Source organism: Meridianimarinicoccus sp. MJW13, from assembly GCF_014901205.1.
Taxonomy (GTDB): domain Bacteria; phylum Pseudomonadota; class Alphaproteobacteria; order Rhodobacterales; family Rhodobacteraceae; genus Meridianimarinicoccus.
Genome location: NZ_JACNMU010000008.1, coordinates 69,202 through 89,766 on the forward strand (window position 1 = coordinate 69,202; position 20,565 = coordinate 89,766).

Consider the following 20,565-nt stretch of genomic DNA (forward strand, 5'->3'; position numbering starts at 1 on the left):
GGATCTTCCGTATTGGGGGCGCGGTCAGACCGAAGTCGGGCCAGGATGGGTGGCAATGAACTGTTCAAGTTCGGCCGTGGTGGGCATCGCCGGGGCGCAGCCCGGTTGCGAAACGACGATGGCGGCACAGGCAGACCCGCGCAGAACCGCGTCGCGCAGCTCGCGGCCTTCGGCCAGTGCGGCCAGCAGGCCGGCCATGAAGCTGTCGCCCGCGCCATTGGGTTTGACGGCGGTGACGGGGAAGACACCGGTGCGGATCTCTTGCCCATCGGCAAGGGTCATCGCGCCCTCCTGCCCCATCTTGTAGATCACGATGCGGCCCGGTTGCGCGGCCAGTTCGCGGGCCTTGTCCAGCCCCTTGTCAAGGCCGCCGGCCATGAAGCCGAACTCTTCATCGTTGCCGACGATCATGTCGCTTTCGGCCCCGGCGCGGGACAGAACCTCGGCGGCCACTTCCGGCGATGGCCAGGAATAGGGGCGATAGTCGATGTCGAAGATGACGGGCAGACCGGCTGCACGGGCGTTTTCGAAGGCGCGGAAAGTGGCCCCGCGCGACGGCTCGGCCGCGAAAACCGTCCCGGCGGTGATCAGCGCGCCATAGGCGCTGTAGTCGACGCGATCCACGTCCTGCGGCGTGACCTGAAAATCCACTGCGTTGTTGCGGTAGATGCAGTTCTGGAAGTCCTCCATCGTGCTTTCATACACGGCCAGAGAGATGCGATATTCCCCGTCCAGAACCCGCAGATACTGCGTATCGACCCCATAGTGGTTCAGCCGGTTGGTACAGAACCGCCCGACGCAATCGTTCGAGACCGAGGTGACCAGGGCCGAATGCGCCCCCAACTTGCACAGCCCGGCGCAGATGTTGGCAGACGATCCGCCAAGATCCGCGCGGAAGGTCTGGGCATGTTCGGCCTTGGTGCCCGGCGGGTCGGCGAACATGTCCATCCCCGCCCGGCCGAAGACCGCAAAGCGGCTTTTCCGGATGCCGTCGATCAACGTGCCCATCACACCCCCCGACGCTGAAGGTGGCGGGAGGATTCCCAATCTTCATGGGCTGCGCGCACGCGCGGGCTATCGCTGACCTCTGGCGTCCCGCATTCCCACCAAGTGTGGCCCTTGTCGGTCCAGGCCCCGTAGGCGGCGACCTTCATGCAGATCACATGGGTCTTGTCCGACGCCTTGGCGCGTTTGAATGCCTCGGCCAGTTCTGCCGGGTTATCGACGGTTTCGGCGGTGGCCCCCATCGCGGCGGCATGGGCCTCGAAATCCACGTCGAAGGCTTCGGGGATGGTGGGCGTATCCTCGTAAAGGCAATTGTAGCTTTCGCTGCCCACGTTGTTCTGCAGCTTGTTGATGACCGCCCAGCCGCCGTTGTCGAGCACCAGCACGATCATCTTCTTGCGGGTCAGCACCGATGAATAGATATCGGAGTTCATCAGCATGTAGGCGCCGTCGCCCACCAGAACGATGGTGTCCTTGTCGGGCTCGCGCTCGGCCTGGGCAATCCGGGCGCCCCAGCCACCGGCGATCTCGTACCCCATGCAGGAAAAGCCGAATTCGACATCCACCGTACCGATGTCCAGCGTCCGCCAGTTGGCGGTGACCTCGGCAGGAAGCCCACCCGAAGCGGTCACGATCCGGTCACGCGGGTCGCACAGCGCGTTCACCACACCGATGGCCTGCGCATAGGAATTGGGCTTGTTGCCGGGTGCGACGTTGTCGGCCACGTAGGCATCCCATTTGCGCCGTTCGTCCTGCGCCTGTTCCGTCCAGCCGTCTGGCGCGGTATACCCCTGTGCCGCAGCACCAAGTGCCTCCAGCGCACAGCGGGCGTCGCCCACCACGGGCACCGAGCCGTGCTTGCCCGCATCGTGGCGCGCGGCATTGATCGAAATCAGCCGGGCATCCTTTGCGAAAGCAGTCCACGATCCGGTGGTAAAATCCTGCAACCGCGTGCCCACGGCAAGGATGACATCCGCCTGTTCGGCAATGGCATTGGCGCTGTCCGAGCCGGTCACGCCGATCGGCCCGATGTTCAGCGGATGCGTCGCCAGCATGTTGGCGCGTCCGGCGATGGTTTCGACCACCGGGATCTGATGCGCCTCGGCGAAGGCGGTCAGTTCGGCGGCCGCACCGGAATACTGGACCCCGCCCCCGGCAATGATCATCGGGCGTTCGGCGGCTTTCAACAGGGCTGCCGCATCGGCCACCTCGGCCACATCCGGCATGATCCGGCGAATGCGATGCACCTTCTTCTCGAAGAACACCGCCGGATAGTCATAGGCCCAGCCCTGCACATCCTGTGGCAGGCCGATGAAGGCCGGGCCGCAATCGCCGGGATCAAGCATGGTCGCCACTGCCGCCGGCAGCGACTGGATCACCTGTGCCGGATGGGTGATGCGATCCCAGTAGCGGGTGATCGGGCGGAAGGCGTCGTTGACCCCCAGCGTCGGATCCTGGAAGTTCTCCATCTGCTGCAGCACCGGGTCCGGCAGGCGGGTCACATAGGTATCGCCACACAGCATCAGCATCGGCAGACGGTTGGCATGGGCCAGCGCCGAGGAGGTGGTCAGGTTGCTGGTGCCCGGCCCCGCCGAAGCGGTGCAGAACATGAACCGCTGCCGCAGCCAGGTCTTGGCATAGGCCGCCGCCGCGAACCCCATGCTCTGTTCGTTCTGGCCGCGATACAGGGGCAGCGCGTCGCGATACTGGTACAACGCCTCGCCCAGGCAAGGGACATTGCCATGCCCGAAAATGCCAAAGCCGCCGCCGCACAGGCGATGCTCCTCGCCGTCGATCTCGATGTACTGGTTTGCCAGCCATCGCACGATGGCCTGCGCCGTGGTCAGGCGGAATGTCGTCTCGCTCATGCCCGTCGGTCCTCCCTTGTCTTGTCTGCAGCCTGCCGTAGACGATTGCTGCTTGCGTGATGTTGATTCTGAGGATACTAGTTTTGCAACCGGTTGCAAACTGATTTTGGAGAGCAGCACGACATGGCTGAAATCGGCATTGGAATTGTGGGTGGCGGCTATATGGGCAAGGCACATGCCGTTGCCATGTCAGCGGTCGGCGCGCAGTTCGACACCGCCCTGCGCCCGCGTCTCGAGATGGTTGCCGCACGCACGGAAACTTCTGCCGAGGCGTATCGGCAGGCCTTCGGAGTCCGGCGCGGCACCGATGACTGGCAGCAGCTGGTGACGGATCCACTTGTCGAGGCCGTGGTCATTGCCACGCCGCAGAAGCTGCATCGCGAGATTGCCGAGGCGGCCCTGGCCCTGGGCAAGCCGGTGCTGTGCGAAAAGCCCATGGGCGCCTCGCTGGAAGAGGCCGAGTCCATGGTCGCTGCCGCCGAAGCCAGCGGCGTCGCCAACATGGTCGGCTACAACTATATCGGCACCCCGGCCAGCCAGTTTGCCCGCAAGCTGATCGCCGAGGGGGCCATCGGCACCGTCACCTGGTTTCGCGGAGAGCATACCGAGGATTTCTATGCCGACCCCGAAGCCCCGGCGACATGGCGCACCTCTGGCATGGCCAATGGCACCCTGGGTGACCTTGCCCCCCATATGATCAACGCCGCCCTGGCCCTGATCGGCCCGGTTCGCAGTCTTGTGGCCGAGGTCGAGACGGTGCACGCCCAACGGCCCGGTGGCGCGGTGACCAACGATGATCAGGCCCAGGTCATGTGCCGGTTCGCCAATGGCGCCATGGGCCAGATGCATTTCAGCCGGATCGCCACGGGCCGCAAGATGGGCTACGCCTACGAAGTGCACGGCACCCGCGGGTCCATCCGGTTCGACCAGGAAGACCAGAACGCGTTGTGGCTGTACCGGGCCGAGGGGCCAGAGGCCGAACGCGGCTTTCGCAAGATCCTGACCGGGCCGGCGCATCCCGACTATCTGCCGTTCTGCCAAGGGCCGGGCCACGGCACCGGCTATCAGGATCAGATCATCATCGAGGCGCATCATTTCCTGCGCGCCATCGAAACCGGCACCCCGGCCTGGCCCACGTTCCGCGACGGATTAGCCGTCATGCGCGTTGTTCAGGCCGCTCTGACCTCGTCCCGGACCCGGACGTGGCAGGACGTTCCCCAAGACCCGACCATCTGAAAGGCTTCCAGAATGACCATTCGCATAGGCAATGCGCCCTGCTCGTGGGGCGTCGAATTCGCCAACGATCCGCGTAATCCCAGTTGGCAGACGGTGCTGAAGGAATGCGCCGAAGCGGGCTACAAGGGGATCGAACTGGGTCCGGTCGGCTTCATGCCCGAGGATCCCGTGGAACTGGCCGAGGCGCTGGACCAGCACGGTCTGGAACTGATCGGCGGCGTTGTCTTCCGGGCGTATCACGACCCGGCGCAATGGGATGACGTGTTGGACGGCACCCATCGCACCTGCAAGGCGTTGGTGGCGCATGGCGCGCAGCATCTGGTGCTGATCGATTCCATCTCGCCGCGCCGCGCCCCGACCGCCGGACGGGCGGATGAGGCCGAGCAGATGGACAAGGCCGAATGGACCGCTTACCGCGACAGGCTGGCCGAATCTGCCCGTATCGGCACCGAGGAATACGGCCTGACCGTCGGTATCCACGCCCATGCCGCGGGCTTCATGGATTTCGAGCCGGAACTTGAGCGACTGCTTGACGAGGTAGACGAGAAGATCCTGAAGATCTGCTTCGACACCGGGCATCACTCCTATGCCGGTTTCGATCCGGTGGCCTTCATGAAGCGCCACATGAATCGCATTTCCTACATGCACTTCAAGGACATCGAGCCGAAAGTTAAAGCAGATGTCATTGCCAGCCGAACCGGATTCTACGATGCCTGCGGCAAAGGGATCTTCTGCAAGCTCGGGCTTGGCGATGTCGACTTCCCGGCCGTTCGGCAAGTGCTTCTGGATCACGGTTTCGAAGGCTGGTGCACGGTCGAACAGGACATTGATCCGACGCTGGATGTCACGCCCATGGCGGACAACCGGGACAACCGCGAATACCTCGAATCCATCGGTTTCAAGTGAAAGGGCCGAACAGATGACGAAGCTGAAATGGGGCATGATCGGCGGCGGCGAAGGCAGCCAGATCGGCCCGGCGCACCGTCTTGGCGCATTGGCCGATGGCCATTTCGAATTTGCCGCCGGGGCCCTGGATCACCGCCCCGACGCGGGGCGCGACTATGCGCAACGGCTTGGTATTGCAGCCGATCGTGCCTATGGCGACTGGACCGAGATGCTGGCCGGCGAACGCGACCGGCCCGACCGCGTCGATCTGGTCACCGTCGCCACGCCCAACGCCACGCATTTCGAAATCACCAAGGCGTTTCTTGAGGCCGGGTTCAACGTGCTGTGCGAAAAACCGATGACCATGACCGTCGAGGAAGGCGAAGAGATTGTCCGCGTTGCTGAAGCGACCGGCAAGATCTGTGCGGTCAACTACTGCTATTCGGCCTACCCGATGGTGCGGCAGGCGCGGGCCATGGTGCGGGCGGGCGAGATCGGCATGGTTCGGCTTGTGGTGACGAACTTCAGCCACGGCCACCACGGCGACGCCACCGATGCCGACAATCCGCGCGTGCGCTGGCGCTATGATCCGGCGATGGCGGGTGTCTCGGGGCAATTCGCCGATTGCGGGATTCATGCGCTGCACATGGCCAGCTTCATCTGTGACGATGAGGTCGAAAAACTGGCGGCCGATTTTGCCTCGACCATTCCCAGCCGGGTGCTGGAGGACGATGCGATGCTCAACTTCCGCATGGCCGGGGGCACGGTCGGGCGGTTGTGGACGTCTTCGGTGGCCATCGGGCGGCAGCATGGGTTCGACATCCAGGTGTTCGGTGAAACCGGCGGGTTGCGGTGGGCATCGGAGCAGCCCAACCAGTTGATCTATACCCCGGTCGGCGGGCGCACCCAGATCATCGAGAAGGGTGAAGGCGGGCTGCATGCCGACGCGCAGCGGCTGTCGCGGGTATCCATTGCCCATCCCGAAGGGTTCCCGCTGGCGGTGGCGAACATCTACTGCGATCTGGCGGATGCGATCCGGGGCGAAGTGCGCGACGGGTTGCCGCGGGCGGCCGATGGTGTGCGGTCGATGGCCGCCGTACACGCAGCCGTGTCCTCGGCCAGCAAGGACGGCGCCTGGGTCGATGCCCGGCCGCCGATGTTTCGCTGAAGCCTCAGGAAAGCGGGCGCAACGTGCCCCTTTCCACCAACGAACAGGGAAAGAGCCGGGCCTCGGGATAGCGGTCCGGCTCGTCCAGCATCGCCACCACAAGTTCGATCGATGACCGGATGATCTGCTGGATGGGCTGGCGGATGGTGGTGAGGTTGATGTTTTCCCACCCGGCCATTTCCATGTCGTTCAGCCCGATGATCCCGATGTCTTCGGGCACCCTGAGCCCGGCATCGCGCACGGCACTCAGCGCCCCGATGGACAACACGTCATCGCCGCAGAAATAGGCCTGCGCCGGACCCTCGGCGATCAGGCGCAGCATTTCGGCCCGTCCGGCCTGAAAGGAATAGGCGGCGGCAAAGCTGTGCCGGGTCCGAATTTGCGGGTGGCGCAGCATTTCCTCGCGAAAGCCCGCGAAACGATCCTGGGTCGAGGTGGCGCGCTCCGGCCCCCCCAGGAAGGCCACGGTGTCATAGCCCCGGTCCACCAGCGCCCGCGCGGCAAGCCGCCCACATTCGATGTTGTCGATGCCCACCACATGCACCTTCGGGGAACTGGAATACCGCCCAAAGCTGTGCACCACCGGGATGCCGGCGCTGCGAAAGGCCTCTGCGAAATCCGGCGGCAGCGTCGAAGAGGCAACAACCACGCCATCCACCGAATACTGGCGCAGCATCTGAACCGAATTGTCCGGGGCAACCTCATCCGACAGATTGACCAGCAGCGGGCGCAACCCACGCTCTTGCAACCCGCGGGTGAACAGGTCGAAGACTTCCAGGAAGATCGGGTTGTGGAAGTTGTTGGAAATCAGCCCGATCAGCTTGGTGCGCCCGGTGGTCAGGCTGCTGGCCAGCGCGTTGGGGCTGTAGCCCAGTTCGGTTGCGGCTTTCTCGACCTTGCGCCGGGTCTTGGCCGACACCGAAGCGCCCGCCGTGAAGGTGCGCGAAACCGCGGATCGCGAGACCCCCGCCCGTTCGGCAACATCCTTCAAGGTAACCGGCATCCAACGGTCCTCCGCGGCTCAACATCAATTCCGCCGGTCTTTCTATACGACCCGGCCACGCTCCGCAGCATCAATCTTCCGAAACAGTTTTGCAACCGGTTGCAAAATGCGTCGATTCGTGGTTTTCTCTCGGTGAGCGGTTCATCGAGCCGCGAAGATACGACCATGGACTTTAGGGAGGATACCATGAAGCGCAACATTCTCGGGCTCATCCTTGGCTCGGCGGTTGCTGCCTTGCCAATGGCAGGCGCAACAACGGCCGCGGCAGAGGGCGAAAAATACGTGCTTGTCAGCCACGCACCGGATTCCGACAGCTGGTGGAACACGATCAAGAACGCCATTGCCCTTGCGGGCGAGCAGATGGATGTCGAGGTCGAGTATCGCAACCCGCCCACCGGTGACATCGCCGACATGGCGCGGATCATCGCACAGGCCGCCGCCTCTGGCCCGAACGGGATCGTTACCACGCTGGCGGACTACGATGTTCTGAAAGGCCCGATCATGGATGCGGTCGCCTCCGGCGTCGACGTCATCATCATGAACACCGGCTCTGCCGATCAGGCGCGTGAGGTTGGCGCGTTGATGTACGTGGGCCAGCCCGAATACGATGCCGGCTATGCCGCCGGTCTGCGCGCCAAGGGTGACGGCATTGGCTCGTTCCTCTGCGTGAACCATTCGATCCAGCAGCCGACGCTGGCACAGCGCTGCCAGGGCTTCGCAGACGGTCTGGGCATCGAACTGGGCAACGCCATGCTCGACAGCGGCACCGACCCGGCCGAAATCAAGAACAAGGTTCTGGCCTATCTGTCGGCCAACCAGGACACCGATGCGATCCTGACCCTTGGCCCGGTGTCCGCCGATCCGACGATCCAGGCGCTGGATGAAAACGGCATGGCCGGCGACATCTACTTTGGCACCTTCGACCTTGGTCCGGAAATCGTGAAAGCGATCAAGGGTGGCGTCATCCAATGGGGCATCGACCAGCAGCCGTTCCTGCAGGGCTACCTGCCCATCGTGATCATGACCAACTACCATCGCTACGGCGTTCTGCCCGGCAACAACATCAACTCGGGTCCGGGTTTCGTGACCGCTGATGGCCTGGAACTGGTGGAACAGTTCGCCGGCGAATACCGCTAAGGCATCCCGGGCGGGCGCCGACAAACGGCGCCCGCCCCTTCCCCACATTTCTCACAGCACAGAACGGAGCCCGAGCGATGTCACAGACAGCGCAGTCCAAAACTGTTGCCGATGAACGGGTCAAGGAAATGTCGGCCATGCGCCGCGCCCTCATCCGCCCCGAACTGGGCGGTATCGTCGGAACGATAGCCGTGTTCACCTTCTTCCTGCTGTTTGCCCTCGACAGCGGCATGTTCAACAGCCAGGGCATCCTCAACTGGTCGACGGTTTCGGCACAATTCATGATCATCGCCGTGGGCGCCTGCCTGCTGATGATCGCCGGCGAATTCGACCTGTCGGTCGGCTCGATGATCGGCTTTTCCGGCATGATGATCGCCATTCTTTCGGTCACCTTCGGCTGGCCGGTCTGGAGCGCGATCATCGTGACCTTTGTCGTCTGCATCGCCATCGGCGCGCTGAACGGCTACATCGTGATCCGTACCGGGCTGCCCAGTTTCATCGTCACGCTGGCTTTCCTGTTCATCCTGCGCGGCTTCACCATCTACCTGCCCCAGACCATCGAACGCAAAACCATCATCGGGGGTGTCCGTGACGTGGCCGAAGGCGACTGGCTGGCGGCCATCTTCGGCGGCAAGATCCTGGGTGGCTTGTTCACCTGGATGGGCAACAACGGGATGATCGCCACATTCTCGCGCGGCACCCGTGAAGGGCAGCCGGTGGTCGACGGCATTCCGATGCTGATCGTCTGGGCCATCGTGCTGGTGATCTTCGGTCACTTCCTGCTGACCAAGACCCGGTTCGGAAACTGGATCTTCGCGGCCGGTGGCGATGCCGAAGCCGCCCGCAACTCGGGCGTGCCGGTCAACCGCGTCAAGATCCTGATGTTCATGTTCACCGCCTTCTGCGCGGTGGTGTTTGCCACCTGCCAGGTCATGGAGTTCGGATCGGCCGGTGCGGATCGCGGCCTTCTGAAGGAATTCGAGGCGATCATCGCGGTGGTCATCGGCGGCGCCCTGCTGACCGGCGGCTACGGGTCGGTGCTGGGCGCAGCCCTTGGTGCGCTGATCTTCGGCGTCGTCCAGCAGGGTCTGTTCTTTGCCGGTGTCGAAAGCTCGCTGTTCCGGGTTTTCCTGGGTATCATCCTGCTCTTTGCGGTGGTTCTGAACACCTATATTCGCCGCCTGATCACGGGGGAACGCTGATATGAACACCCGCAGCACACATGCACCCATCATCCGGATGGTCGAGATCCAGAAGCATTTCGGATCGGTGATCGCCCTGGCCGGGGTTTCGGTCGATGTCTATCCTGGCGAGTGTCATTGTCTTCTGGGCGACAATGGCGCGGGCAAATCGACCTTCATCAAGACCATGTCGGGGGTTCACAAGCCCACCAGCGGCGAGATCTTCTTCGAAGACCAGCCGATGCACTTCGAAGATCCGCGCGATGCCATCGCGGCCGGGATTGCCACCGTGCACCAGCATCTGGCGATGATCCCGCTGATGTCGGTCAGCCGAAACTTCTTCATGGGCAACGAGCCGTTGAAGAAAGTCGGGCCGCTGAAGCTGTTCGACCATGACTATGCGAACCGCGTGACCATGGAAGAAATGCGCAAGATGGGCATCAATCTGCGCGGGCCCGATCAGGCGGTCGGTACCCTGTCAGGGGGCGAGCGTCAGACCGTGGCCATCGCCCGCGCCGTGCATTTCGGGGCCAAGGTGCTGATCCTGGACGAGCCGACTTCGGCGCTTGGGGTGCGCCAGACCGCGAACGTGCTGGCGACCATCGACAAGGTGCGCAAGCAGGATATCGCCGTGGTCTTCATCACCCACAACGTGCGCCATGCCATGGCCGTGGGCGACCGCTTTACCGTGCTGAACCGGGGCAAGACCCTTGGAACGGCGCAGCGCGGCCAGATCACCCCCGAGGAACTTCAGGATCTCATGGCCGGTGGTCAGGAGTTGGTCAAGCTTGAAGGCTCGCTCGGCGGCACCGTCTGAACCTGCTGCCGCCGGGACACCGGCGGCAGTTCCCGGACATTCGCTGAATAAAGGAGTTTCCCCGTGCCCGATCTCAAACGACGCCCCACAGGTTCTGCCGGGCTTGTTCATGACATCACGCCGGAAAGTGCCGGCTGGACATATGTCGGTTTCGCGCTTCACATCCTTGAACCGGGACAGCGTGTTCAGGCCCAGACCGGCGACCGGGAAGCGATCCTCGTGCTGGTCGAAGGCCGCGCCGAACTGGCTGCGGTCGGCGAGGATTTCGGGGAGATGGGCGAACGGATGAACGTCTTCGACCGCACCCCGCCCCATTGCCTTTATGTGCCTGCAGGCAGCGACTGGCAGGCTCGCGCGACAACATCGTGCAAGCTGGCGGTCTGCACCGCTCCCGGGGGCACGGGCCGATCTGCACAGCGCATCGACCCTGACGGCATCCAGACCACCCCGCGCGGCAAGGGCCAGAACACACGCTATATCAATAACATCGCCATGGAAGATCGGGACGTAGCCGACAGCCTGCTGGTGACCGAGGTCTTCACCCCCAGTGGCAACTGGTCCAGCTATCCTCCGCATCGCCATGACGAGGATGACTTCCCGCGCATGACCTATCTGGAAGAGAGCTATTATCACCGCCTGAACCCGGCGCAGGGCTTCGGGGTTCAGCGGGTCTATACCGAAAACGGCGATCTGGACGAAACCATGGCCGTGGCCGATGGTGACGTGGTGCTGGTCCCGCGTGGCCATCATCCTTGTGCCGCGCCCTATGGGTACGAGATGTATTACCTGAACGTGATGGCCGGACCGCTGCGCAAGTGGCGCTTTGCCAATGACCCGGCGCACGACTGGATCTATCAGCGTGACAGCGCGCCCTGACAGCGCAATGACGCGAAAGACCCCGGCCCGAACGCGCGTTCATAACCCGCTGCCGGGTCGAGGGTCGGACTAGATCTCGTCCCTCAAAACGGCGCTGTCCCGATCTGCCATCTGCGCCAGCTTGATCTGCATCAGCAGCGACATCTCGTCGATGTTGGTCCATTCGTCCAAGACCTTGCCGTCGCGAATGTGGAAATGGCTCATCCCCATGACCTGAAGCCGCTTGCCGGTTGGGGCGCCCAGTTCTTCGAAGACACCCCAGCCCAGGTGATGCCCCTCGACGATCCAGCGCACCGCAACCTTGGTGCCGCCCTCCTCGCAAGGGGTCGAGCAGATGTGCTGGGGGATGTAAAACCCGTCCGGGATGGTCGCATACAGACCCACGGTCTGATGGGTGATGGCGCCGTGGCCGTAGAGTTCCTTCATCAGCGGGCCGTGATATTGCACGGTGGGCGCATAGACCTCGCGGATCTGGCCGAACATGCGGCGGTTGTGGATCTCGTGCAGCCAGCGCAGCACCTCGGCTTCTTCGGCGGTGTTGGCGATTGAAGTATCGCACTCGGTCTCGGGCGGGTATTGCCCGATCATCCGGCGGTTTTCACCCATATCCACGGCCAGCAGCCCCTTTTCGAAATAGGGCCGGGCCAGATCCTCGGCAAAGACCTGCGGGTCCAGGCCGATCTGCTTGATCTGCGCCATGCTGTCGACCACCAGCCATTCGCGATAGATCTTGTTCTCGTAGACCATGCAGTCGGCAATGGTGCGCGCGACAAAACTGCGGCCCGTCGGTTTGCCATAGATGCCCGGCTGGCTGTGCCGCCCGGCCCCGGTCACCAGATGCGAGGTGTAGAAGCCGTCATCCTCGTTGCCATTCCAGATGACATGAGTGGCCATGCCGCGCCGCTCGGGCAGCATGAACAGCCGCTTGATGGTGTCATGCACCACGTCCTCGCGATTGTAGATGGTGCCGGTGGCGCCATAGACCACGCAGTTGTGCGTGTAATGGGTATAGATCAGGCCCACGTCGCGCTCGTCCCAGATGCGATGGGTGCAGCGCACGATATAGTCCACGATGTCGGTATAGATCGGATCGAAGCCGCGCATGGGCTGCGCGCGCGGTCGGTCGGTGGGCACCATGTCAACGAAATCCCGACGCTCGGACTGCAGCACGGCGGGCGGAGCATCGGCCCCCTTTTCGCTGCCGTTTGTGCCTTTGGTCGCCATGTCGATCTCCGTCCCTGACTGTCGATTAGACTCCAGCAACGCATAGTCTGCATTCGTTTGCAAGACAGATTGGCCGTCGGTGACATGTATCTGGCGCGCCGCGACTCGCCACACGGTTTTGGCACCCAATACGAAGGGAGGCGTTGCAATGCGGGCCATCCAGCCACCACAGGCGCATGAAAACTCTGTTTCACACGCGGCGTCCGCGGGAGAATTCACCCTTCTTCTCTTGCGTTAGCCGCTGCGCCTGTCCTCGCCTTTTGCAATTTTCAATGCGCTTCACAAAATATTTGCAATCGAATTCATGCCTGACTACGGTTTCGGGGGTGCCATGCTGCGCCGGCATCGAGAACAAGAAACATCCGGCACCTTCTTCAGTCTGTCCAACGGGAGCAACCACTCATGAATTTCCATTTCAAATCGGCGACCGCCGCCTCTGCCCTGATCGTTGCGGGCGGCATGGCCTTTGCCGATTGCGGTATCGAAAGCGGTTCGGTCCGCATTCTGTCCAACGACTTCGAAGCGCTGCACGCCGTCGCCGACTGGGCCGAGAAATGCGCCTCGGACACCGTTGAGGTGACACGCAACCAGACCGAAGAGCACAAGAACATCCAGGTGCCGGCCCTGTCGATCGACCCGGCCACCTATACCGTCGCGATTGTCGCCACAAACTCGCTGGTACCGCTGCTCAATGACGGGCTGGTGCGTCCGCTGGACGATCTGGTGGCCAAGCACGGTGGCCAGTTGACCAACAGCCAGAAGATCATTGTCGACGGCAAGATCATGGCGATTGCCTTCATGGCAAACTCGCAGCACCTGTTCTACCGCGAGGATGTGCTGGCCGAACACGGCATCGAGGTGCCGACCACCTTTGATGAGGTGTTTGCCGCCGCCGACACACTGCAGGCTGCCGGATACGCAACGCCCCTGTCCTCGAACTTCATGCCGGGCTGGAACATTGCCGCTGAATTCGTGAACACCTACCTCGGGACCGGCGCCGACTTCTTCAAACCCGGCAGCGCCGAACTGGACATCAACAATGAAAATGGCATCGCCGTGTTGGAAAACATGAAGCGCATGCTCGACTACATGAGCCCGGATTGGGCGACCTTCGACTCCAACGCGCAGAAACCCGTCTGGGAAGCCGGCGAGTCCGTGCTGTCGCTGTCCTGGGGCTCGCGGGCCGGCGCCTATATCGCCGACGACAGCCCGGCACCCGAGGTCGCGGCCAGCACCGCCTTCGCGGCGTCCCCGGCCCTTGGCGACAACAACATTCCGACCGCCGCCCTGTGGTGGGACGGGTTCGCGATCGCCAAGAACATCTCGGATGAAGACGCGGAAGCCTCGTTCATTGCCATGATGAATGGCATCTCGCCCGAGATGATGGCGGAAAACGCCAGTGCCGCCGTCTGGCTTATCGAAGGTTACGAGCCTACCAAGGCAGCCTCGGGCGTGATCGACGGTCTCGGCAAGGGCGCCCGCCCCTATCCGATGCTGCCCTACATGGGCATGTTGCACACCGCGCTGGGGGACAACCTGTCCGAGTACCTGCAGGGCAAGGAATCCGCCGAACAGGCGCTGGCCGATGTGACCGCAGCCTATACCACGGCTGCGACCGAGGCCGGTTTCCTCAAGTAAACCATTGATACCGGGGAATGCCTGACCGGGCGTTCCCCATCTCACCCCTTCCGGAATTTTCGGCATCGCCACTCGCCCGCGCGGCGAAACCGGAGAGATTTACCTGCTGCCAGGACGACGGGGAGGTCGCCATGGAATGCCAGACGCTGATCGCCGCGCTCGCCAAGGTTGGTATTCGCCCTGCACGAGAGGCCGATCTTGACGGCATCACCCGGACGGCTGTCTTCCTGAGGAGTTCGGCAGACCAGGTGAAACACTGGCTGGCGGAGGTTGACCATGACCAACCCCGTTGACCTGACCCTTCCTGTCGTGGCCGCGCGCCTGCGCGATGGCCGCCTGACCGCCGAGACGCTGGCGCAGGCGCATCTGGATCGGATCGCCGCCCGTGACGAAGGTATCGGTGCGTTCGTGCATCTTGACGCAGAGGCGGTTCTCGCCGCTGCACGCAGCGCCGATACCGAGCTTGCCTGCGGTATCGATCGTGGTCCGCTGCACGGGATCTGCGTGGCCATCAAGGATATCTTCGACGTGGCGGGCTGGCCGGTGCGCTATGGCTCGCGTCTCTATCCCGACCGGATTGCCGCGACCGACTGTACCTTGGTGACGCGCCTGCGGACCGCCGGGGCGGTGCCGCTGGGGCTGGTGGCCACCTACGATCTGGCCATTGTCGGTCCCGGTGACGACGGGTTGTATCCGCAGCCGCGCAATCCCTGGGACCCGGCCCGTGTAACCGGTGGATCGTCGTCCGGGGTTGCCGCCGCGATTGCCGCCGGAATGGTGCGCGTGGCGCTTGGCTCGGACACCGGGGGATCGGTGCGCAGCCCCTCGGCCTATTGCGGGATTGTCGGGCTGAAGCCCACCCATGGCGGCCTGCCCCTGGACGGCGTGCTGCCGCTGGCCCCTTCCTTTGACGTGCCCGGCGCCATGGGCCGAACCGTGGTCGAAACCGCGCTGCTCTTTGGCGCGTTGCGCGACGACCCGGTGGAACTGCCCGCCCTGTCCCTTGATGGCAAGCGCATCGGCTATGACCGTACCTGGAGCCTGTCGCCGGACGCCGATCCGCAGATCGTCCATGCGACGGATGCCGCGGCCTCGACGCTCAGCCTGTGTGGGGCCGAAATTCGCAGGGTGACCCTGCCGCCACTGTCCCTGATGACCGCCGCGGCAGCGGTCCTGATCCACGCCGAGGGGTTGCAGACCCATCGCGCGCATCTGGCGCGCGACGGTGGCCGCATGGGGCGGATGGCCTACCAGTCGATGGCCGCCGGTGCCGTCCTGACCGAAACCGATATCGCGCAGGCGCGCCGCGCCGCCGATCTGTTGCGCGCCCGTATCGACGCCCTGCTGCAAGAGGTCGACGCGCTGATCCTGCCAACAACCCTGACCCCGGCCCCGGCCTTCGCCGATTTCGCAGACGGCCTGGCCCGATGGAGCCCCATGTGCACCCTGCCGTTCAGCATGACCGGCCATCCGGCCCTGTCGGTACCGATGGGGTTTGCCGACGGGCTGCCGCTGGGGTTGCAGATCGCCGGACGACACGACGCCGAACCCCTGCTGCTGCAAATCGCAGCCGGCTTCGAGCACACCACCGATCACGGCGCGCTGGATGCCGCGTCCCTTGCCCGCCATCCACTTCCTGCTGCCCGCCAAGCCCCTGTTTTCATGACTGAGGAGACGACATAGGCCATGCCGCACAAGACGTTTCTCGCTTTCATATGGCCGTCGCTCCTGGCGATGATCCTGTTCATCGCGTTGCCGATCATCTCGGTGGCGTATCAATCCCTCTATGTCGAACACGAGCAGATCCTCGTGGTGGGCGAATCCTGCGGACCCTTCGGCTGCACCCAGGAAGTCAGCGTGGATGCCGAGGCCATGTCCCAGCTGCGCGCCGATCAGCCTGCCGGGCGTTTCAACGGGTTCGGCACCTATTCCAACGCCAGCCACCTGGCGACGGATGAGATCAGCGAGATCTTCGCGACCTCAGAGAACTTCTCCGAGATCCGCACCCGGATCATGAACCTGCCCTTCTACAAGGCGTTGGCCTTCACCCTGGCCTATACGTTCGTCGTGACGCCGCTGGTCATCATCCTGGGGTTCATCATCGCGGTGGTGGTCAACTCGGTGCCGTCGCTGCTGAAAGGTCCGGTGATCTTCTTCTCGCTGATCCCGATGCTGGTGACGCCGCTGGTCGGCTCGCTGGTGCTGTTCTGGATGATTGACAGCCGGGGCATCATCGGGGCCGGGTTGCAGGCGCTGTTCGGGGATCCGACGCTGTCGCTGAAAGCCTCGCCGACGCTGACGTGGATCACGCTGTTCGTCTACGGGGTCTGGCACTCGGCCCCCTTCGCCTTCGTGGTGTTCTACGCCGGTCTGCAAACCGTGCCGAAGGACACCATGGAAAGCGCCATGGTCGACGGGGCCAGCCGGTGGGAGCGGATCCGCTTCGTCACCATTCCCTACCTGATGCCGCTGGCCACCTTCATCGCGCTGATGCAGCTGATGGACAATTTCCGGGTGTTCGAACCGATCATCGGCTTCTCGGCGGCGGCCAGCGCCACCTCGCTCAGCTACCTGATCTACAACGATCTTCGGGCCGCTGAATCGCCGCTCTTCGGATCGGCGGCGGCGACCTCGATGCTGACCATTCTCGGGGTCATCATCCTGCTGCTGCCTGTCCTGCGCCGCAACTGGCGCGAATTCAATCGCAAGACGTAAGGGAGGCGCGTGATGTCAAATCCGGCAGATCAAAGACCGCTACCGCTCAAGCTGCTGGCCACAACCATCGTGCTGTTGTGGCTGGTCATCGCCGCCTTCCCCTTCCTGTGGACCATGTGGGGCAGCTTCAAGGTCGAGGGCGATTTCTTCAGCCGCGCCGACTGGATGAATGCCATCACCGGCCCCGTGACCCAACGCCAGTACGGCGGGGCCTTCACGCTGGCAGGCTATGACGGCGCCTGGGTCCAGCAGGAATTCTGGCGCGCGGTCATCAACACCGCCATCGTCACCGTCTGCGTGGTGGTGATCTCGCTGACGCTGGGCACGCTGGGCGGCTATGCGCTGGCCCGGTCGGGGTTCAAATACACCTTCTGGCTTCTGATGGCCGCACTGGTGTTCCGGGCCATGCCACATGTCACGCTGGTGTCGGGCTACCTGCTGCCGTTCTTCCAGCTCAACATCTGGGGCTATCTGCCCACCACCATCATCGTGCTGGTGGCAATCAACCAGCCCTTTACCCTGTGGATGCTGCATTCCTTCTTCCTGTCCATCCCCAAGGATCTGGACGAGGCGGCAATGGTCGACGGCTGCACCCGGTTCCAGGCCTTCCGCCTGGCGATCATCCCGGTGATGTGGCCGGGGGTTGTGACCACGGGGCTGTTCAGCTTCCTGCTGGCCTATAACGACTTCACCGTCACCTCGATGCTGCTGAGCCAGGAAAACCAGACGATGATCCCCAAGATCAACGCCTTCCTCGGCTCCACCCAGGAAGAGGGCAAGGTGATGTACGCGGTTGCCGCGGTGGTCTCGGCCATCCTGCCGCTCTTCGTGCTCATTCTCTTCTTCCAGCGCCAGATTGTCAGCGGTCTGACCGCCGGCGCCGTCAAAGGATAAAGGAGGCCCTCATGGCCAGACTTCAACTCAAGAACGTCAACAAGCGCTGGGGAAACTTCGTCGGCGTCGACAACTTCGACCTTGATATCGCGGATCAGGAGTTTCTCGTGCTTCTGGGCCCTTCGGGTTGCGGAAAATCCACCACCATGCGGATGATCGCCGGGCTGGAGGATGTGACCGAAGGCCAGATCATCATGGGCGAAAAGGTCGTCAATGATCTGGAGCCCAAGGATCGCGACATCTCGATGGTGTTCCAGTCCTACGGGCTTTATCCGAACCTGTCGGTCTATGAAAACATCCGCTTCCCGCTGCGCGTCCGCAAGGTTCCCAAGGACCAGCACGACGCCAAGGTGATGGAGGCGATCCGGATGGTGGAACTTGAGGATTTCATGGACCGCCGGCCGGCGGAATTGTCGGGCGGCCAGCGCCAGCGCGTCGCCCTGGGCCGTGCCATCGTGCGCAAGCCCACCGTGTTCCTGATGGATGAGCCGCTGTCCAACCTCGATGCCAAGCTGCGGGTCTCGACGCGGGCGCAGATCAAGAACCTGCAATCCAAGCTGCGCGTCACCACCGTCTATGTGACCCATGACCAGATCGAGGCGATGACCCTGGCCGACCGCGTCGTGGTGATGAACGCGGGCAAGATCCAGCAGGTGGGCACCCCGACGGACATCTACGACAACCCGGCCAACACCTTCGTGGCCAGCTTCATCGGCTCGCCCGCGATGAACCTTGTCGAGGGCCGTCTGGACAACGGCGTCTTCACCGCCGAGGGCATCCGGGTCGAAGGCCTGCCGCGCACCTCGTCGGGCAATGTGACCCTGGGGTTCCGCGCCGAGGACGCCGAGATCACGCAAAGCGAGGGCCAGATTTCCGCGCCGGTCTATTCGATCGAGCTTCTGGGCGAGGCGTCGATGATCACATGGCGCCTGGCCGGATCGCTGGTGTCGATCAAGACCCACAAGGAATACCGCGCCGAGATCGGCGATATCGTCAAAGCTAGCATTCCCGCCGGAATCTGCCATCTGTTCGACACCGCTTCGGGAGAAAGGATAGCCCACGGATGACACCGGAAGAACAAGCCGAGGCAACCCGCCAGGTGATCCTGCGCATGGAGGCGGCCCTGGGGGCCAATTCCAACGACATGGGCGCGCATTTTCACGAGGATTTTCGCTGGATGGGCAACCAGGGCTGCGGCACCAAACACGGCCTTCAGGCCTTCCGCAGCAACTGGCAACTGCCCCTGCGCGCCGCCTTTACCGAACGGGAGTACAAGACCGAACGCTTCATCTGTGAAGGTGACTGGGCGTCGTGCTTTGGCCATATCGAGGCCACGCATTCGGGCCCCTTCATGGGCCATGCCCCCACCGGCAAGCGCGTGAAGATCCCGTACATGGACTTCTGGAAGATCGTGGACGGGCGCATCGCGGACAATTGGGTCTCGGTGGACTTCGCCCATGTGCTCGCCCAGTTGGGCGAAGACGTTTTCGGTGGCCGTGGCTGGGAAGCCTTTGACGACGGCACCGCCATCCCTCCGACACCGCAAGAGGCCTGACATGACCATCCGACATCTGAAGACCGGCAAGCCCGAGGCGGACCGTGCGGCCGATGACGCCAAGACCCGCAACATCGTGGAAGCAGCCCTGAAGGATATCGAGGCCCGCGGCGATGCCGCCGTGCGCGAGATGTCCAACAAATTCGACGGGTTCGACCGCGACAACTACCGGCTGAGTGAGGACGAAATCCAGGCGCTGATCGCCAAGGTCTCGGACCGCGAGATGGCCGACATCCGCTTTGCCCACGATCAGGTGCGCAACTTCGCGCAGGCGCAGCGGGACTCGATGCACGACATCGAGGTCGAGACGTTGCCGGGCGTGATCCTGGGCCACAAGAACATCCCCGTGCAATCGGTGGGCTGCTACGTGCCCGGCGGCAAGTTTCCCATGGTCGCCTCGGCGCATATGTCGGTGGCCACGGCGGCCGTGGCCGGGGTGCCGCGCATCATCGCCTGCACCCCGCCATTCAAGGGCGAACCCAATCCGGCGGTGATTGCCGCCATGCACATGGGCGGCGCCCATGAGATCTATGTCATGGGCGGCATCCAGGCCGTGGGCGCCATGGCCATCGGCACCGAAACCATCGACCCGGTGCATCTTCTGGTCGGCCCCGGCAATGCCTTCGTCGCCGAGGCCAAGCGCCAGCTGTTCGGCCGGGTCGGCATCGACCTGTTCGCCGGGCCCACCGAAACCATGGTTATCGCCGACGAAACCGCCGCCGATGCGGAACTGTGCGCGACCGACCTGCTGGGCCAGGCCGAGCATGGCTACAATTCGCCGGCGGTGCTGCTGACCAACTCCGACAAGCTGGCCCGCGACACCCTGGCCGAGGTTGATCGCCTTCTCGCCATTCTGCCCACCGCCGAGACCGCCGGCAAAAGCTGGCAGGACTACGGCGAGGTCATCGTCTGCGACACCTATGAAGAAATGCTGGCCGTGGCCGATGAGATCGCCAGCGAACATGTGCAGGTGATGACCGATCGCGACGACTGGTTCCTTGAGAACATGACCTGCTATGGCGCGCTGTTCCTGGGGCCACGCACCAATGTGGCCAATGGCGACAAGGTGATCGGCACCAACCACACCCTACCGACGAAGAAGGCCGGGCGCTATACCGGCGGGCTCTGGGTCGGCAAGTACCTGAAAACCCACAGCTACCAGAAGGTCACCACGGATGAGGCCGCGGCCCTGATCGGCGCCTATGGCTCGCGCCTGTGCCTGCTGGAAGGCTTTGTCGGCCACGCGGAACAATGCAACGTGCGCGTGCGCCGCTACGGCGGGATCAATGTCCCCTATGGCGGCGCCGCGCCCGACAGGCAGGCAAAGGAATAACCCGCCAAACCCGAAACCGACGCGGCGGAC

General features: G+C 63.4%; 19 protein-coding genes. 15 read left to right on the forward strand and 4 right to left on the reverse strand.

Going from position 1 to position 20,565, the window contains the following annotated elements:
• Positions 1 to 24 precede the first annotated feature (24 nt).
• Positions 25 to 1,008: a 5-dehydro-2-deoxygluconokinase gene (iolC, locus tag H8B03_RS15050; protein WP_193142706.1), complete on the reverse strand. Its 984-nt coding sequence runs from the start codon at positions 1,006 to 1,008 to the stop codon at positions 25 to 27.
• Positions 1,008 to 2,873 carry a 3D-(3,5/4)-trihydroxycyclohexane-1,2-dione acylhydrolase (decyclizing) gene (iolD, locus tag H8B03_RS15055; protein ID WP_193142707.1) on the reverse strand — a complete coding sequence of 622 codons (1,866 nt, stop codon included), beginning with the start codon at positions 2,871 to 2,873 and terminating at the stop codon, positions 1,008 to 1,010. The genes iolC and iolD overlap by 1 nt, the downstream gene beginning before the upstream one ends.
• A gap of 123 nt (positions 2,874 to 2,996) precedes the next feature.
• Between iolD and H8B03_RS15060 the strand changes: the two genes are divergently transcribed.
• Genes H8B03_RS15060 through H8B03_RS15070 form a run of 3 tightly spaced genes read left to right on the forward strand, consistent with a single transcriptional unit; the run spans position 2,997 to position 6,162 of the window.
• Positions 2,997 to 4,109: a Gfo/Idh/MocA family protein gene (locus H8B03_RS15060; protein ID WP_193142708.1), complete on the forward strand. Its 1,113-nt coding sequence runs from the start codon at positions 2,997 to 2,999 to the stop codon at positions 4,107 to 4,109.
• A gap of 12 nt (positions 4,110 to 4,121) precedes the next feature.
• A complete protein-coding gene (locus H8B03_RS15065; protein ID WP_193142709.1) occupies positions 4,122 to 5,015 on the forward strand; it encodes a TIM barrel protein in 894 nt (297 codons plus the stop codon).
• A 13-nt stretch (positions 5,016 to 5,028) separates the two neighbouring features.
• Entirely contained in the window at positions 5,029 to 6,162 is a 1,134-nt protein-coding gene (locus H8B03_RS15070) for a Gfo/Idh/MocA family protein (protein WP_193142710.1), read from the forward strand.
• A gap of 4 nt (positions 6,163 to 6,166) precedes the next feature.
• Here H8B03_RS15070 and H8B03_RS15075 read toward each other — a convergent pair whose 3' ends face one another.
• Positions 6,167 to 7,165 (reverse strand): LacI family DNA-binding transcriptional regulator, encoded by a 999-nt coding sequence (locus H8B03_RS15075; RefSeq protein WP_193142711.1) that lies wholly within the window; start codon positions 7,163 to 7,165, stop codon positions 6,167 to 6,169.
• Positions 7,166 to 7,351: 186 nt separating this feature from the next.
• On the opposite strand from H8B03_RS15075, the gene H8B03_RS15080 reads away from it, so the two are divergent.
• The 4 genes from H8B03_RS15080 (at position 7,352) to iolB (ending at position 11,176) form a co-directional block, all read left to right on the forward strand.
• Positions 7,352 to 8,302, forward strand: a complete 951-nt coding sequence (locus H8B03_RS15080) for a sugar ABC transporter substrate-binding protein (RefSeq protein ID WP_193142712.1) — start codon at positions 7,352 to 7,354, stop codon at positions 8,300 to 8,302.
• Between the two features lie 77 nt (positions 8,303 to 8,379).
• On the forward strand, positions 8,380 to 9,504 hold the full coding sequence (locus H8B03_RS15085) for an ABC transporter permease (protein ID WP_193142713.1): 1,125 nt from the start codon (positions 8,380 to 8,382) through the stop codon (positions 9,502 to 9,504).
• A gap of 1 nt (position 9,505) precedes the next feature.
• Positions 9,506 to 10,300 carry an ATP-binding cassette domain-containing protein gene (locus H8B03_RS15090; RefSeq protein WP_193142714.1) on the forward strand — a complete coding sequence of 265 codons (795 nt, stop codon included), beginning with the start codon at positions 9,506 to 9,508 and terminating at the stop codon, positions 10,298 to 10,300.
• Positions 10,301 to 10,363: 63 nt separating this feature from the next.
• Entirely contained in the window at positions 10,364 to 11,176 is an 813-nt protein-coding gene (gene iolB, locus H8B03_RS15095; protein ID WP_193142715.1) for a 5-deoxy-glucuronate isomerase, read from the forward strand.
• 69 nt (positions 11,177 to 11,245) lie between these two features.
• On the opposite strand, the gene H8B03_RS15100 is transcribed toward iolB, so the two are convergent.
• On the reverse strand, positions 11,246 to 12,400 hold the full coding sequence (locus H8B03_RS15100; RefSeq protein ID WP_193142716.1) for an ester cyclase: 1,155 nt from the start codon (positions 12,398 to 12,400) through the stop codon (positions 11,246 to 11,248).
• 402 nt (positions 12,401 to 12,802) lie between these two features.
• On the opposite strand from H8B03_RS15100, the gene H8B03_RS15105 reads away from it, so the two are divergent.
• From H8B03_RS15105 to hisD, 8 genes are all read left to right on the forward strand, one after another.
• Positions 12,803 to 14,038, forward strand: coding sequence for an ABC transporter substrate-binding protein (locus H8B03_RS15105; protein WP_193142717.1), 1,236 nt, complete (start codon positions 12,803 to 12,805; stop codon positions 14,036 to 14,038).
• A gap of 131 nt (positions 14,039 to 14,169) precedes the next feature.
• Positions 14,170 to 14,331 carry a hypothetical protein gene (locus H8B03_RS15110; RefSeq protein ID WP_193142718.1) on the forward strand — a complete coding sequence of 54 codons (162 nt, stop codon included), beginning with the start codon at positions 14,170 to 14,172 and terminating at the stop codon, positions 14,329 to 14,331.
• On the forward strand, positions 14,315 to 15,721 hold the full coding sequence (locus H8B03_RS15115) for an amidase (protein ID WP_226925977.1): 1,407 nt from the start codon (positions 14,315 to 14,317) through the stop codon (positions 15,719 to 15,721). The genes H8B03_RS15110 and H8B03_RS15115 overlap by 17 nt, the downstream gene beginning before the upstream one ends.
• Positions 15,722 to 15,724: 3 nt before the next feature.
• A complete protein-coding gene (locus H8B03_RS15120) occupies positions 15,725 to 16,753 on the forward strand; it encodes a carbohydrate ABC transporter permease (RefSeq protein ID WP_193142720.1) in 1,029 nt (342 codons plus the stop codon).
• Between the two features lie 12 nt (positions 16,754 to 16,765).
• Positions 16,766 to 17,647, forward strand: coding sequence for a carbohydrate ABC transporter permease (locus H8B03_RS15125; RefSeq protein ID WP_193142721.1), 882 nt, complete (start codon positions 16,766 to 16,768; stop codon positions 17,645 to 17,647).
• Between the two features lie 11 nt (positions 17,648 to 17,658).
• On the forward strand, positions 17,659 to 18,714 hold the full coding sequence (locus H8B03_RS15130) for an ABC transporter ATP-binding protein (protein WP_193142722.1): 1,056 nt from the start codon (positions 17,659 to 17,661) through the stop codon (positions 18,712 to 18,714).
• Positions 18,711 to 19,202 carry an ester cyclase gene (locus H8B03_RS15135; RefSeq protein ID WP_193142723.1) on the forward strand — a complete coding sequence of 164 codons (492 nt, stop codon included), beginning with the start codon at positions 18,711 to 18,713 and terminating at the stop codon, positions 19,200 to 19,202. Before H8B03_RS15130 ends, H8B03_RS15135 begins: the two co-directional genes overlap by 4 nt.
• A gap of 1 nt (position 19,203) precedes the next feature.
• Positions 19,204 to 20,535, forward strand: coding sequence for a histidinol dehydrogenase (gene hisD / locus H8B03_RS15140; RefSeq protein WP_193142724.1), 1,332 nt, complete (start codon positions 19,204 to 19,206; stop codon positions 20,533 to 20,535).
• Positions 20,536 to 20,565 lie beyond the last annotated feature (30 nt).

Bases quoted from the DNA above. Each gene is read 5' to 3' on its own strand.
- iolC (WP_193142706.1), bottom strand. From the start codon at position 1,008: ATGGGCACGTTGATCGACGGCATCCGGAAAAGCCGCTTTGCGGTCTTC.
- iolD (WP_193142707.1), bottom strand. From the start codon at position 2,873: ATGAGCGAGACGACATTCCGCCTGACCACGGCGCAGGCCATCGTGCGA.
- H8B03_RS15060 (WP_193142708.1), top strand. From the start codon at position 2,997: ATGGCTGAAATCGGCATTGGAATTGTGGGTGGCGGCTATATGGGCAAG.
- H8B03_RS15065 (WP_193142709.1), top strand. From the start codon at position 4,122: ATGACCATTCGCATAGGCAATGCGCCCTGCTCGTGGGGCGTCGAATTC.
- H8B03_RS15070 (WP_193142710.1), top strand. From the start codon at position 5,029: ATGACGAAGCTGAAATGGGGCATGATCGGCGGCGGCGAAGGCAGCCAG.
- H8B03_RS15075 (WP_193142711.1), bottom strand. From the start codon at position 7,165: ATGCCGGTTACCTTGAAGGATGTTGCCGAACGGGCGGGGGTCTCGCGA.
- H8B03_RS15080 (WP_193142712.1), top strand. From the start codon at position 7,352: ATGAAGCGCAACATTCTCGGGCTCATCCTTGGCTCGGCGGTTGCTGCC.
- H8B03_RS15085 (WP_193142713.1), top strand. From the start codon at position 8,380: ATGTCACAGACAGCGCAGTCCAAAACTGTTGCCGATGAACGGGTCAAG.
- H8B03_RS15090 (WP_193142714.1), top strand. From the start codon at position 9,506: ATGAACACCCGCAGCACACATGCACCCATCATCCGGATGGTCGAGATC.
- H8B03_RS15100 (WP_193142716.1), bottom strand. From the start codon at position 12,400: ATGGCGACCAAAGGCACAAACGGCAGCGAAAAGGGGGCCGATGCTCCG.
- H8B03_RS15105 (WP_193142717.1), top strand. From the start codon at position 12,803: ATGAATTTCCATTTCAAATCGGCGACCGCCGCCTCTGCCCTGATCGTT.
- H8B03_RS15110 (WP_193142718.1), top strand. From the start codon at position 14,170: ATGGAATGCCAGACGCTGATCGCCGCGCTCGCCAAGGTTGGTATTCGC.
- H8B03_RS15115 (WP_226925977.1), top strand. From the start codon at position 14,315: ATGACCAACCCCGTTGACCTGACCCTTCCTGTCGTGGCCGCGCGCCTG.
- H8B03_RS15120 (WP_193142720.1), top strand. From the start codon at position 15,725: ATGCCGCACAAGACGTTTCTCGCTTTCATATGGCCGTCGCTCCTGGCG.
- H8B03_RS15125 (WP_193142721.1), top strand. From the start codon at position 16,766: ATGTCAAATCCGGCAGATCAAAGACCGCTACCGCTCAAGCTGCTGGCC.
- H8B03_RS15130 (WP_193142722.1), top strand. From the start codon at position 17,659: ATGGCCAGACTTCAACTCAAGAACGTCAACAAGCGCTGGGGAAACTTC.
- H8B03_RS15135 (WP_193142723.1), top strand. From the start codon at position 18,711: ATGACACCGGAAGAACAAGCCGAGGCAACCCGCCAGGTGATCCTGCGC.
- hisD (WP_193142724.1), top strand. From the start codon at position 19,204: ATGACCATCCGACATCTGAAGACCGGCAAGCCCGAGGCGGACCGTGCG.